The sequence below is a fragment of the Pseudomonas sp. FP453 genome, assembly GCF_030687495.1.
In the GTDB taxonomy this organism is placed as follows: Bacteria; Pseudomonadota; Gammaproteobacteria; order Pseudomonadales; family Pseudomonadaceae; genus Aquipseudomonas.
Genome location: NZ_CP117435.1, coordinates 2,633,226 through 2,645,169, shown reverse-complemented (window position 1 = coordinate 2,645,169; position 11,944 = coordinate 2,633,226). Strand labels below are relative to the sequence as shown.

Here is an 11,944-nt window from a genome sequence, read left to right as displayed (position 1 = left end):
GTCTCAACGCATCCAACGGCCTTCACGCCAGTACCAGTTGGGGCCACGGGATTCCCAGTGGCCCGGCTGCCAGCGCGCATTGCGCATCACCGGCTGCCAGTGCCCCGGCACCCAGGCATAGGCGCCGCGCTGCCAACCCCAATGGCCACGGTCCCAGGCGTAACCCGGGCGCCCGGCGGGGATCACCTCGACACGCTCCACCGGCGGCGCCTGACGAATGATGACTTCGGTCTGGGCAAACGTCGGGGTGCTGACAAGCGCCGCAAAAACCAGCGGGACCAGCAAGGCATAGCGCAATTGGGCCAGTGTGCTCATGGCAACTCCTTCATGCGGCGGACGAAAATGTCCGCGGCTGATGGATTGAACGGCGGGTGCCGGAAAATCCGTCGCGAGGGTGCGCAGATTGTTCCGCAAGTGCGTGAAGGGCAGTATTGCCCAGGGGATGGCAGCGCTGGATGAAATGTTTGAAAGGCGCGCGACGGATTTAGGCGGCCGAGTGCGTTAAAGGAATAACGCCGCACACACCCAGAGGAAATACCATGTCCCGTCGCCTATCCATGCTGGTTGCCGCCCTGCTGATCGCCAGCCTCAGCGGCTGCGTGATCCTGCCCGAACACCGCCATTGCTGCTGGCGCTACTACGGCGCGGTCACAACCACCACAGACACCGTCAACAGCTAACCGACCGCCGCAAAACCCCGGCGCCCGGCCTTGATCTCGGTGCGCAGCTCACCAATCAGGTTTGAGATGGAGCGGATGCTGTCCAGACCTTCGGGCGACACGCGGGTCAGCAACAGGTCGACGCGCCCGGACACCGGCTCGAACACGCTGATGCGTAGCGAGCCGTCGCCATTAAGGGTGCAGTCGCAGGCCAGTGGCAGAAAACCCACGGCCATGATGCGATTGAGTTCGATGATGGAAATCATGATAAGCCCCCGTCCCTGGGTTCTACCCTGCTGGTTGGATTCGACCAGAGTAGTTGAGGTTTGGGCGCATCTGGAGAATTAATGCAAAAGTGTTAGCCACGCCGCATTTTGCCCGAAAAACGCTGGCCCGCTGGCGTCAGAAACCCAGCACACGACCTCTCGTCTGCTACCACGGCGAAGGCTTGACTCCCACCCGCGATCACCAGACGCTCTTGGCTTTTCGCCACCTCCCGAGCAGCCGCCCATGAGCATCGTCCCCCCGAGCCAGCCCGACAGCGATGTGTACAAAACCCTGCTGGAATCGACCAAGGCCATCCCCTGGCGCATCGACTGGCAGACCATGACCTTCAGCTATATCGGCCCGCAGATCGAAACGCTGCTGGGCTGGACGCCACACAGCTGGGTCAGCGTGGATGACTGGGTCGAACGCATGCACCCGGATGATCGCGAGTACGTGGTGAATTTCTGCGTGTCGCAATCCCGCGCCGGCGTGGACCACGAGGCCGACTATCGCGCGCTGACGGTGAACGGCGACTACGTATGGATCCGCGATGTGGTGCATGTGGTGCGCAAGGACGGCGAAGTCGAAGCGCTGATTGGCTTTATGTTCGATATCAGCGAACGCAAGAAGACCGAAGAACACCTGATCCGCCTGCAGAAACAACTGGAGGAATACTCCTTCCAGGACGGCCTCACCGGCATCGCCAACCGACGCATGTTCGACACCGTGCTGGAGCGCGAATGGACCAGCGCCCAGCGCAGCCAATTGCCCCTGTCGTTGATTATCCTCGATATCGACTTTTTCAAGCAGTACAACGACCACTACGGCCATATCAAGGGCGACGAATGCCTGCGCCAAGTGGCACACACCCTGTCACAAGCGGCCAACCGCCCACGGGACTTCATCGCGCGCATCGGCGGTGAAGAGTTTGTGTGGCTGTTGCCGGAAACGGACGCCGCATCGGCCAAACTCGTCGCGCAACGCTGCCTGCATCTGATACGTCAGCAGCAGATCGAACATGGGTTTTCCCCGGTCTCGAAATGGCTGAGCCTGAGCCTCGGCGTGGGCACCCACACCGTGACACCCAGCAGCGCAATGCTGGGGTTTGTCGAACAGGTCGATAAGTTGCTGTACCAGGCCAAACGCAATGGCCGGATGCGCGCGGAGTTTGCCGCTATTGAAGTTTGACGCCGGGTCAAATCGCGGGCAAAAAAAATCCCAAGTAGCTGATGGAAACTTGGGATTTAAAAATGCATAAACCGTGGGAGGTGAACGCCCGGCTATAGTAGCGATTGTAAAAAGCTGTAACAAGTAAAAATCCATCCTTTCGTCGGATTAAAACAGCCGTAAGTCATTCAATAACCACATGTTTTTTAAGGTGGCCGGGTATATGAGTGCCACTTTTTGGTGCAAGTAAGGGGATACTTGCGTCTTATATTCCCCCTTATAAAAGATGGTTATTGACTCATCCGACCTGACACTTCACGACGATTGCTCTCGCAACTGTCGCCCAGTTTCAAGCCACCGGACGCGGCGGCACCGGCCATACGTTCCACCTGCTGGCAGAGCAACAACCGCTCAGCCGCCTCGGCCCGCTGGCGATCCGCGTTGGCGTTGATATGCATGAAGTAACCGCCCAACAGCACCGCGACACACAGCACGCCGACCGCGAAGTGGCGCAGGCTGTTAGAGGGCGACGTCTCTGGCGCGGACATGGCGTTACCGCGCCCTGCTCTTCTCATAACGTACGTCGTCGCCCTCGACAGAGCCAACCATCGTCCAGCCCAGCCGTTGATAGAAACCGTTGGCGCGGATTTCGTCACGCCCATCCGTTATCAGGAACAGGGTTTCATGGTGTTCAAACAACGCCGCCTCGGCGACTGCCATCAGTTGGCGCCCCAGGCCAAGGTTCTCGTAGGCCGGCGACACAAACATCGCAAACACCTCGCCTGCGGCCAGGTCAATCATCGAGAAGGCCGCAGGCTGGCCGTTGACTTCAGCCATCCATACACAAGGCGCTTGGCGAATACTGTCGGCCAGCACTTGCGGCGTAATGCCCAGATCCGCCATCTGCTCGACACTCAAATGGTTTTGTACAACCGAGGTGCGCAGCGTGAAGAGACTCTCGACGTCATACTGAGTCGCGGCTCGAATAAGGGCTTGCATAGTTGCCTCCTTTTGAAGGGCGCAATTGTATGCAAATAGAAACACAGCAATTGTCGTGGTTTTGTAAACCGCCTCGCTAGAGGGTCACAGGTTTGGTATCTACACAACGACTGGACCTGACAAAACCCGAAGCTCTGGCTCTGGCTTTTGATTTGGCTTTTGATCTTAGGCGCCCCGTCAACCACGCTGGCCGAACGCAGGCTTGAATCCGTGGGTAACCCGGCAGGACGCCGGGTTAGCCGCCTCGCGCCATGGATGGCGCGTGGCGGCGGCCCACGGATTCAAGCCTGCGTTCGGGCACACCGAGCCTAGGCGAGGTGCCGAGTGGTGGGGCAAGAGCGTTTTGCTTACTTTTGCGCTCTTCAAAAGTGAGCCGCCGTAAGGGCGGAACCAATATCAGCAGTTACCTAAATAACGGATATGTACTCCGGCCAAAAAAGCCTCAGCGCCTGACACATAGCTATCGCAGAGGCAAGCCAGCTCCCACAGTTGAACCGATTTACATCCGGTGAGACTCGGTCGCAGGACAGTCCGTCACGGGAGCAAGCTCCCTCGCCACAGGTCCAGCAGCAATGCTCACTCTGCCTATCCAAGAGCAGCTCAGCAGCCGATACAACGGCAAACACGCCGCCTGGATCAGCAGCATGCGCATCACCTGCATCGCCGTCACCAACGTCACGGCCAACCCCAAGGCCTCGGCGGTCAGGCTCATCTCCGGCGCACTGCCGGGCATCATGCCCAGGGCCAGCGACAGCCACGGCATCCCCAGCCACATCCCCAATGCCCACGCCACCAGCGCAGTGGCGATTATCGAGCCGCTCAGCAACACCAGCACCTTGGCGAGAAAACCCGGGGCGCGGCGGAAAAAGCTGCGGTCAAACGCCGCGCCCAATGCACAGCCGATCAGCAGCTGGCCAGCGCCACTGAGCCAGCCGGGCATGCTCATCGACAAGTTGTTGCAGGCGACGCCCACGGCGCAAATCAGGAACGGGCCAAAGGTCCAGGGATTGGGCAGGTTGCAGCGTTTGAACCCCATCGCTGCCAGCAGGCTGATGCCCAGGATAAAGATCAGCCAGGGCCAGATCACCGGCAATGGCGCGGGGGCAGCGGTAGGCGCCAAGCCAAAGGTCGCGACGGCTGGCACTGCCAGCAGGATCAGCAACAGGCGCAGGCTGTGGGCGGCAGCGATCAAACCGGGGTCGGCTTGGCGCTGGCGGCCCAGGTGGACCATCTCCGTGGAGTTGGCCGGCATCAACGCAAAAAATGCCGTGCCAAAGGCCACGCCCCAGCGGTGCAGCAGCCCCACCGAACCCAATGCCAGCACCAGCGTCAGCAGCACCGCCGTGACGATCAACCCGAGGTGCGCGACCACTTGTTGCATCACCGGCAAGGTGAAATGGCAGCCAATGGCCACGGCGACAATCAACTGCCCGGCTTCGCGCCCATGGGGAATTTGCGGAACCATCGCGCCGCCGCATCGGCTGATCAATACCGCCAGCAATGAGCCGATCACCCAGGGCAACGGCCAGTCGGCCCACTGCGCAAGGCTGCCGCCCAAGGCGCCGACAATCAGGGTGACAAGCCAATATTGGCGAAGGTTGAGGGTCATGATGATGTCCGGCATGGAGAAGAATGCCGACAGGTTATAGACTGTCCATCATCACAAAAAATATCCATTTGTGAAGCAACCCATCACTCTTTGTTATGCGAGCCCTCGTGAACCTGAAAGCCCTGGAATACTGCGTGGAAATTGCCCGCCAAGGCAGCTTTACCAAGGCCGCGCAGGCCCTGCATGTGGCGCAGCCGGCGCTGAGCATGGCGGTCAGCCGCCTGGAAGATGAGCTGGGGGTGGCCCTGTTCAACCGCGCCACGCGGCAGATCAGCGTAACGGCCGAAGGCCAGTTGTTCCTCGCCCGCGCCGAAGCCTGCCTGCAAGGGTTGGCCGGTGCCCGTCGAGAGTTACAGGACCTGACGCACTTGCACAGCGGCGAAATCCGCGTCGGCATCCCGCCGATGTACGGCATCCGTCATATTCCTGAGCTGCTGATGCAGTTCCGCGCGCATTACCCGGGCATTGCCATGCACGTGGTGGAAGGCAGTGCCGATGACATCAGCGCGCGCCTGGCAACACGGGATATTGATGTGGCGCTGCTGGAGTCGCGGCGCGTCGATCCGGATTGGCACTCGGTATTGCTGGGCAGCGATGAGATGGTGCTATGCATGCATGAGCAGCACCCGCTGGCGAGCGCCGGCTCGGTCGCGGCAGAGCGCTTGCGGGGTGAACCGATGCTGGTGTTCGACAACACCTTCCTGCAACGTCACCTGCTGGATGCGTTTTGCAGCAATGCCCGGGTGCGTTTCAACGTCGCCCTGGAAAGCAACTTCGTGCCGCTGGTGATTGCCGCCACGCGCAGTGGCATGGGGCTGTCCACCCTGCTGCGCTCGGTTCAGGAACAGGAACCCGGCTTGGCCGGGGTGTCGTTCGAACCCGCGCAGTTCATGCACTTCAACCTGTGCTGGCGGGGCAGCGAATACCTGTCCCAGGCCAATCGGCGGTTTATTGAAACGGCGAAGGTGTATTTCCAGGAAGACGCCAGCTCACCGCTGTCGCACTGAACCGGCTATTTGCGCGCCACTTTGTAGCGCACGCAATCCTGGTAAAAACTCTGGCGGATCGCTTCGGGCTTGAGCCGCGAGCGACTGTCATAGGTCTGTTCGGTGATGCCCATGGCCATCATGCGCATCCACGACTTGTTGAACTTGATCGTCTGGATCTTCTGCCGCGCCGCATACAACGACACCCCCGACAGCTTCAATTCCTGGGCCCTGGCGGCAGTGCCCGCGCCCCAGCTGCACATGTACTTGTCACCCTCGCGCAGCTCCCGTGCCTGCACGGCAGCCGCGCCGCCTGCCAGTGAGCAGGCGATCAGCATGATTCCAACAGAGCGCATTAACATCCCCAACTAACCACCTGAAAATAAAAGCGATTCTGCCGAGGATTTTGTTACACAGGGGCCATTAAAGTGCCTTATCACCACTGATAGGTGGCACTCGCTTGTAGCGTGCGCTGTGAGCCATACCAGCACCACGAGTAGGAATAACACGATGCGACGTACTCTTTATTCGCCAGGTTGGTGGCGTTGAGGGCCAGGCGCAGGTTGTCCTTGAGGCTGGTGATGTTCGGGATGTCGTAGTGCACCGCCGCGTCGAACAAGGTGTAGCCCGGCACTTTCAGGGTGTTGGCCGTATCACCCCAGGACGAGCCGACATAACGCGCACCGGCGCCGGCACCGAAGCCCTTGAGGTGGCCATCATGGAAGGTGTAGTCCGCCCAGGCCGACGCCGTGTGGCGAGGCACGGCGTAGGTGGTGGTGCCTTCGGCGGCGATGGCCGGGCCTACGCCGATGTCGCTGATGGGCGCATAGCGCACGGTGCTGTTGGACTTGCTGATGCGGTTGTCCAGGTAAGCGTAAGCCGCGGTGATATCCAGGTTGTCGTTGAGGCTGGCCTTGCCTTCCAGTTCAAAACCACGGGATTGCACTTCGCCGTCCTGGCTCTGGCAGCGACCGGTGCCGCACAGATGGGTTGGATCTGGATCGGTGGTCAGCACATTGCTCTGGCGCAGGTCGAAAATCGCCGCGGTGATAAAGCTGTTGCTGCCCGGCGGCTGGTACTTGATGCCGATTTCATACTGCTTGCCTTCGGTCGGCTTGAACACCGAGCCGCCGTAGCCGGTACCCGACTGCGGGTTGAACGACTCCGAGTAGCTGGCATACGGCGCCAGGCCGTTATCAAACAGATAGACCAGGCCGATGCGGCCGGTGAAGGCCTTGCTGTCCAGGGACGACTTGCTCTTGGCGCCGGTGCTGATCGTCTGGGTGCTGTTATCGGTGCTGGCCCAGTCATAGCGCCCGCCCAGCAGCAGTACCCACTTGTCCCACTTCATCTGTTCTTGCAGGTACACGCCGGTCTGTTCGCTGCGCGAGGTGCCGTCGGTGGTGTATGCCGGTACCGGCACCGCCGCGCCGTACACCGGGTTGAAGATATCCAGGGTCGGCCCGGCGGTGTAGACGCCCGAGCCGGACTTGGTGTCGGTGCTGGTGTTCTGGTAGTCGAGGCCCATCAACACGGTGTGCTGCAACGGGCCGGTATCAAACTTGGCCTGCAGCTGATTGTCGAGGGTGTAGGCGTCCATGTTCACATCGCTGGCGATGGTCGAACGGCGGATGGTGCGATAGTCCGTCATCAGGTAGTTGCTGTAGAGGCTGCGGTACTGGCCTTCGCTGCGCAGGTAACGCGCGTTCTGGCGCACGGTCCAGACGTCGTTGAAGCGGTGTTCGAAGGCGTAACCGATGGAGTAGTACTCGCGGTCACTTTTCTCGAAGTTCTTCTCGCCATCATAGAAACCCACATCGATATCGTGCCCGGTCGGGCTGTGCAGCACCGAGCCCCACGCCGGCACCGAGCCGTAGGACGCGCCCTTGGGGTCCTTCTGGAAATGCCCGAGCAAGGTCAGCGAGGTATCGTCATCCGGGCGCCAGGTGAAGGCGCTGGACAGGGCCTGGCGGCGGGTTTCGGTGTGATCCACCTGCCCGTCGGCATCGTCGAAAAGCCCGGCCACGCGATAGGAATACACGCCCTGGTCATCCATCGGGCCGCTCAGGTCGAAGGTCGTGCGCTTCTTGTCGAAGGTGCCGTACTCCACGCCCACCTCATGAAACGGTGTGTCCAACGGGCGCTTGCTGACCATGTTGATCACACCACTGGGCGTGCCCTGCCCGTACAGCACCGAGGCCGGGCCACGCAGGACTTCGACACGCTCCAGGTCAAAGGCGTCTTTTTGCGGCAATGCGTCGCGGCTCGACGGCATGCGCAGGCCATCGAGGTAAGTGGCGGGCGAAAAACCGCGGATGGTCAACTGGTCGAGACGCGAGGCGGTGGCGCCACGGGTTTCCGGGACCACGGCCGTGCTGTAGCGCAGGATCTGGTTGAGGCTCTCGGCGTTCTGCGCGCGCATCTGGTCTTTGGTGACGATGGAGATCGACTGCGGGGTCTCGATGATCGGCGTGTCGGTCTTGGTGCCCGACAGGCTGCGGGTGGCCACGTAACCGGCTACTGGCCCGGTCGGGCTTTCGCTCTGATAGGCGCCGCTGATGGTGGTGGCCTGCAACTCCATGGCCGCGCCGTTATCCGGGATGGCTTCGAGGCGATAGCGGTCGGCGGAGAGCTTCAGCGCTTGCAGGCCGCTGCCGGCGAGCAACTGGTTCAATGCCACATCGGTGGCGTATTGCCCGCTCAAGCCATTGCTGTGTTTGCCGCGAGTGAGGCCGGCATCGAACGCCAGCACCAGGCCAGCCTGCTCGGCGAGGCTATTGAGGGCCTGGCTCAAATCGCCAGCGGGAATCGAGAAACCGCGCACGCTGCTGGCGCTCTCGGCGGCGCAAACGGATGGGGTATTCAGCAACGGCACAGCAGCAAAAGCCATCGCCACTGACAGGGCCAGTGGGTGCAGGGGACGGGCAAGCGACATGGGAAGTCCTGGGTAATAGAGGGTCTATTAACCATGACGGGCAGCTCGCCAGTTCGGGCAAGGATGAGAGCGGTTTTTATTTGCGCGGGTGTGTTTTCAACCCCACGCCACCACCAGCAATCCCACCCCCAGCACCAAACACAGCGGCGAATAGAAATACGTATCCAGCCGGGCAAACCGCGAACCACCGACCTTCTTGAAAAAACCCACCAGCTCCGAATCGCCAATCGCCCGGGCAAACATGACCAGGGCTATCGCGCTGATCCCCCACTGCAACGCGCCATGGGACACCGCGCTAAAGTACAAACCGGCGCGCAGGCACACGAGCAACGCAATCGCCACCAAGCCCAGTGCCACCAGCAAGGTGCCCAGAGCCGAAGGCTTGAACGCCGGCCTTGGCCCACGGGCAAATTCGCCGGGCAGCTGGGGGATGGCGGCGAGGCTGCCGAGCTTGCCACCGGCAGCCCAGTAAAGGTGGACCATGCTGATGCAGGTAAACACCCCGACGATCCATCGCGCAATGACAAAGCTCATGGCTGGCTCTCCCTGGAAAAGTCCGAAAGAGGATAGTCGCCTTGCGTTTTTTTGCAGGCATTTCGTCGGCGGCTGATGGTAAAGTGCCGCCCCATGAAATTCGCCCGCACCGACCGCTCACTCATTGCCTGGATGCTCTACTGCTGCGTCCTGTTCAATGTGTTCGCCTGCAGCATCGGTCACGGGCAGATGGTCGGCATGCAGCTCAACGGCATCGGCGGCCAGTTCTGTACGGTGGACCCGCGCACCCAGGCGCCCGCCCCTGCCAACTCCACGGATGAGAGCCTGCCGACCCTGGCCAAGGCGTTCGGTTGCCCGCTGTGCTCCAGCGGCGGCATGGGCCCGGCCCTCAGTTCCAGCCTGAATGTGGCGGTATTGCCCCAACCCCATGCGCCACCACCTGCCGTGGTGCTGGCCGCTGACATCCCTGCCCGCTTCACCTGGCCCACGGCGCACCCGCGTGCGCCACCTGCTGTCGCCTGATCCCTTCGCTGTCTGAGCTGCACCGAGCAGTGCATCCCTGAGGGAGTGCGCGCGGCGGTGCGTTGTTTTCAAGCCAAGTATTTCAGGATTCAACCATGAAACATCTACCCCTGTTGGCGGGCCTGTTCGGCTGCCTGCCTGTCTGCGCCTGGGCCTTAGAGCTGGCGCCCACCACCATCGATGGCGAGCAAAGCGCCGAACCCGGCCTGGCGCTGGATCAATCCAGCGGCATGGCCTCGCGGCTTGGGCTCAGCGTGCGGGAAACCCCGGCGTCGGTGGCCATCGCCAACCGCAACGATATCGAACGCCACGGCGCCAAGACCTTCCGCGATGCGGCCAACACCCTGCCCGGCGTCAACGCCAGCGCCCCGCCTGGGTTTGGCGGGTTTGTGTCCTATCGTGGTTTTACCAGCAGCCAGATCACCCAGATGTTCAACGGGATCAACGTCGCGACCGGCCTGGCCCGCCCGGTGGACGCGTGGATCTACGACCGGGTGGAACTGGTGGGCGGCCCCTCCTCGCTGATCAACGGTGCCGGCTCCGTGGGCGGCTCGCTCAACTACGTGACCAAGCTCGCCGGCCGCGAAGAACAGGCGGCGCAAGGCCAACTCAGCTATGGCAGCTACGACACCACCGGCATCGCCTTCGGCCTCAACCACGCCCTCACCGAGCCAGGCGCCGAGGTGCAGCACTACGCGCGCCTGGATGTGAGCCGCAACACCAACCACAGTTACATCGAGCGCGATCAACGCGAGGCCTGGAGCCTGGCGTTTTCCCTGCTCAGCGACCTCACGCCGGACCTGTCCCACACCCTGGCCCTGGAATACCAGGACGAACATGAGGACAGCCCTTACTGGGGCACCCCGGTGCTCAATCCCAAGGCGGGCGAGTTAAAGATCGACCGGCACAACCGCTTCAACAACTACAACGTCGCCGATGGCCGATATGAGCAGCGCACCCTGTGGGCGCGGTCGATCATCGACTACCGGATCAACGACAGTACCACGTTGAAAAACACCCTCTATCACCTCGACAGCCAGCGCGACTACCGCAACCTGGAAACCTACCAGTACAACGCCGACAACAGCGCGGTAAACCGCTCGACCGCCTATCAGGTGCGCCATCAGGGCGAGCAGAATGGCAACCAGTTCGAGCTGCGCCACGACGCCAGCGTCTTTGGCCTGGCGACCACCTGGTCCGGCGGCTTCGAATACAAAATCAACAGCACCACCAGCAGCCCGCTGCGCGCTGCGGGGAACAGCGCGGTTGACCCAAACCACTTCGACCCGGGGCATTTCTATGCCATCCCGGGCACCCGACCCAGCGTCAACAAGGACAAGACCAACGAGGTCACCACCCGTGCCCTGTTCGTGGAAAACCGCCTGGGCCTTACCGATAAACTCTCACTCCTGACCGGCTTGCGCTATGACGCCATCGACCTGGATGTCACCAACCACAGCACGGTGACCGCCACCAACCCGCGGCACTTCAAACGCCGTTGGGAGCCGTTGACCGGACGCGTCGGCCTGACCTACCAGTTCATCCCCTCGGCAAATGTCTACGTGCAATACAGCACGGCCGCCGAGCAGCCGACCACCACGACCCAGGTGTTCGATGTGTCCACCGGCAAGCAGTGGGAAGTGGGCAGCAAGTTCGATTACCTGGACGGCCGCGGCTCGGCCACCGTTGCCGCCTACCGGATCGAGCGCAAGGACTTTGCCGTCACCGACCCGCTGGACCCGACCAGCAGCATTCCCGTGGGCGCACAGACCTCCCGAGGCCTCGAGTTGGCCAGCTCATTGCGCATCACCCCACGGTTGCTGGCCGAAGGCAACTTCGCCTGGGTGGACGCCGAATACGACGAGTTCAACGAGAAGATCGCCAGCGGCGCGGTGGTGTCACGCAAGGGCAACACCCCGACCAACGTACCCAAGCGCGTGGGCAACCTGTGGCTGACCTATGACTTTGCCGAGGACTGGCAAGGCGGTGTGGATGCGCGGTATGTGGCGCAGGTGTATGCGGATAACGCCAACACCCTGAGCGTGCCGGCGTACACGTTGTTTGGCACGTTCCTGCGCTACAAGGTAGATCAACACACCTCGGTGACCGGGCGAGTACGCAACCTGACGAACGAGGTGTATGCCGAGTTTGCCCATGTTTCACCGGCTTACTACCTGGGGTCGCCGAGAACGTTCGAGCTGGCCGTACAAACCAGGTTCTAGACCTGGAATGCAGTGAAACCTGTGGGCGCTGAACTCATGTGGGAGCTGGCTTGCCTGCGATGCAGACAACTCGGTACATCAGG

13 protein-coding genes are annotated in these 11,944 nt (G+C 61.6%); 5 read left to right on the top strand and 8 right to left on the bottom strand.

Annotated features, from left to right (window positions below):
* Positions 1-3: 3 nt before the first annotated feature.
* Complete coding sequence (locus PSH87_RS11875) at positions 4-315, bottom strand: YXWGXW repeat-containing protein (RefSeq protein WP_017738548.1); 312 nt, start codon at positions 313-315, stop codon at positions 4-6.
* A 224-nt stretch (positions 316-539) separates the two neighbouring features.
* Here PSH87_RS11875 and PSH87_RS11870 point away from each other — a divergent pair, with 224 nt between their 5' ends.
* Positions 540-680, top strand: a complete 141-nt coding sequence (locus tag PSH87_RS11870) for a hypothetical protein (protein ID WP_177325352.1) — start codon at positions 540-542, stop codon at positions 678-680.
* Here the strand turns inward: PSH87_RS11870 and PSH87_RS11865 are convergent.
* On the bottom strand, positions 677-925 hold the full coding sequence (locus PSH87_RS11865; protein ID WP_017738546.1) for a DUF1652 domain-containing protein: 249 nt from the start codon (positions 923-925) through the stop codon (positions 677-679). The two genes, PSH87_RS11870 and PSH87_RS11865, sit on opposite strands and share 4 nt — an antisense overlap.
* Before the next feature lie 244 nt (positions 926-1,169).
* Between PSH87_RS11865 and PSH87_RS11860 the strand changes: the two genes are divergently transcribed.
* Positions 1,170-2,114 carry a sensor domain-containing diguanylate cyclase gene (locus PSH87_RS11860; RefSeq protein WP_305433766.1) on the top strand — a complete coding sequence of 315 codons (945 nt, stop codon included), beginning with the start codon at positions 1,170-1,172 and terminating at the stop codon, positions 2,112-2,114.
* Positions 2,115-2,383: 269 nt separating this feature from the next.
* Here the strand turns inward: PSH87_RS11860 and PSH87_RS11855 are convergent, their stop codons facing one another.
* From PSH87_RS11855 to PSH87_RS11845, 3 genes are all read right to left on the bottom strand, one after another.
* Positions 2,384-2,641: a hypothetical protein gene (locus PSH87_RS11855; RefSeq protein WP_305433764.1), complete on the bottom strand. Its 258-nt coding sequence runs from the start codon at positions 2,639-2,641 to the stop codon at positions 2,384-2,386.
* A gap of 4 nt (positions 2,642-2,645) precedes the next feature.
* Positions 2,646-3,092, bottom strand: coding sequence for a GNAT family N-acetyltransferase (locus PSH87_RS11850; protein WP_305433763.1), 447 nt, complete (start codon positions 3,090-3,092; stop codon positions 2,646-2,648).
* 499 nt (positions 3,093-3,591) lie between these two features.
* Positions 3,592-4,701 carry an AbrB family transcriptional regulator gene (locus tag PSH87_RS11845; protein WP_305433762.1) on the bottom strand — a complete coding sequence of 370 codons (1,110 nt, stop codon included), beginning with the start codon at positions 4,699-4,701 and terminating at the stop codon, positions 3,592-3,594.
* A 107-nt stretch (positions 4,702-4,808) separates the two neighbouring features.
* Here PSH87_RS11845 and PSH87_RS11840 point away from each other — a divergent pair, with 107 nt between their 5' ends.
* Positions 4,809-5,708, top strand: coding sequence for a LysR family transcriptional regulator (locus PSH87_RS11840; RefSeq protein WP_017735796.1), 900 nt, complete (start codon positions 4,809-4,811; stop codon positions 5,706-5,708).
* Positions 5,709-5,713: 5 nt separating this feature from the next.
* Here the strand turns inward: PSH87_RS11840 and PSH87_RS11835 are convergent, their stop codons facing one another.
* The 3 genes from PSH87_RS11835 to PSH87_RS11825 form a co-directional block, all read right to left on the bottom strand.
* Complete coding sequence (locus PSH87_RS11835) at positions 5,714-6,043, bottom strand: hypothetical protein (RefSeq protein WP_305433761.1); 330 nt, start codon at positions 6,041-6,043, stop codon at positions 5,714-5,716.
* A gap of 80 nt (positions 6,044-6,123) precedes the next feature.
* A complete protein-coding gene (locus tag PSH87_RS11830) occupies positions 6,124-8,622 on the bottom strand; it encodes a TonB-dependent siderophore receptor (protein ID WP_305433759.1) in 2,499 nt (832 codons plus the stop codon).
* A 96-nt stretch (positions 8,623-8,718) separates the two neighbouring features.
* Entirely contained in the window at positions 8,719-9,156 is a 438-nt protein-coding gene (locus PSH87_RS11825) for a DUF3995 domain-containing protein (RefSeq protein ID WP_017735799.1), read from the bottom strand.
* Positions 9,157-9,249: 93 nt separating this feature from the next.
* Between PSH87_RS11825 and PSH87_RS11820 the strand changes: the two genes are divergently transcribed.
* Both PSH87_RS11820 and PSH87_RS11815 read left to right on the top strand, forming a co-directional pair.
* Positions 9,250-9,639 (top strand): DUF2946 domain-containing protein, encoded by a 390-nt coding sequence (locus PSH87_RS11820; RefSeq protein ID WP_017735800.1) that lies wholly within the window; start codon positions 9,250-9,252, stop codon positions 9,637-9,639.
* Between the two features lie 95 nt (positions 9,640-9,734).
* Positions 9,735-11,861 carry a TonB-dependent siderophore receptor gene (locus PSH87_RS11815; protein ID WP_305433757.1) on the top strand — a complete coding sequence of 709 codons (2,127 nt, stop codon included), beginning with the start codon at positions 9,735-9,737 and terminating at the stop codon, positions 11,859-11,861.
* Positions 11,862-11,944: the final 83 nt, after the last annotated feature.

Excerpts from the sequence above, each read along its gene's own strand:
- PSH87_RS11825 (WP_017735799.1), bottom strand. The coding sequence starts at position 9,156 with ATGAGCTTTGTCATTGCGCGATGGATCGTCGGGGTGTTTACCTGCATC.
- PSH87_RS11820 (WP_017735800.1), top strand. The coding sequence starts at position 9,250 with ATGAAATTCGCCCGCACCGACCGCTCACTCATTGCCTGGATGCTCTAC.
- PSH87_RS11860 (WP_305433766.1), top strand. The coding sequence starts at position 1,170 with ATGAGCATCGTCCCCCCGAGCCAGCCCGACAGCGATGTGTACAAAACC.
- PSH87_RS11875 (WP_017738548.1), bottom strand. The coding sequence starts at position 315 with ATGAGCACACTGGCCCAATTGCGCTATGCCTTGCTGGTCCCGCTGGTT.
- PSH87_RS11855 (WP_305433764.1), bottom strand. The coding sequence starts at position 2,641 with ATGTCCGCGCCAGAGACGTCGCCCTCTAACAGCCTGCGCCACTTCGCG.
- PSH87_RS11830 (WP_305433759.1), bottom strand. The coding sequence starts at position 8,622 with ATGTCGCTTGCCCGTCCCCTGCACCCACTGGCCCTGTCAGTGGCGATG.
- PSH87_RS11865 (WP_017738546.1), bottom strand. The coding sequence starts at position 925 with ATGATTTCCATCATCGAACTCAATCGCATCATGGCCGTGGGTTTTCTG.
- PSH87_RS11870 (WP_177325352.1), top strand. The coding sequence starts at position 540 with ATGTCCCGTCGCCTATCCATGCTGGTTGCCGCCCTGCTGATCGCCAGC.
- PSH87_RS11845 (WP_305433762.1), bottom strand. The coding sequence starts at position 4,701 with ATGACCCTCAACCTTCGCCAATATTGGCTTGTCACCCTGATTGTCGGC.
- PSH87_RS11815 (WP_305433757.1), top strand. The coding sequence starts at position 9,735 with ATGAAACATCTACCCCTGTTGGCGGGCCTGTTCGGCTGCCTGCCTGTC.
- PSH87_RS11835 (WP_305433761.1), bottom strand. The coding sequence starts at position 6,043 with ATGCGCTCTGTTGGAATCATGCTGATCGCCTGCTCACTGGCAGGCGGC.
- PSH87_RS11850 (WP_305433763.1), bottom strand. The coding sequence starts at position 3,092 with ATGCAAGCCCTTATTCGAGCCGCGACTCAGTATGACGTCGAGAGTCTC.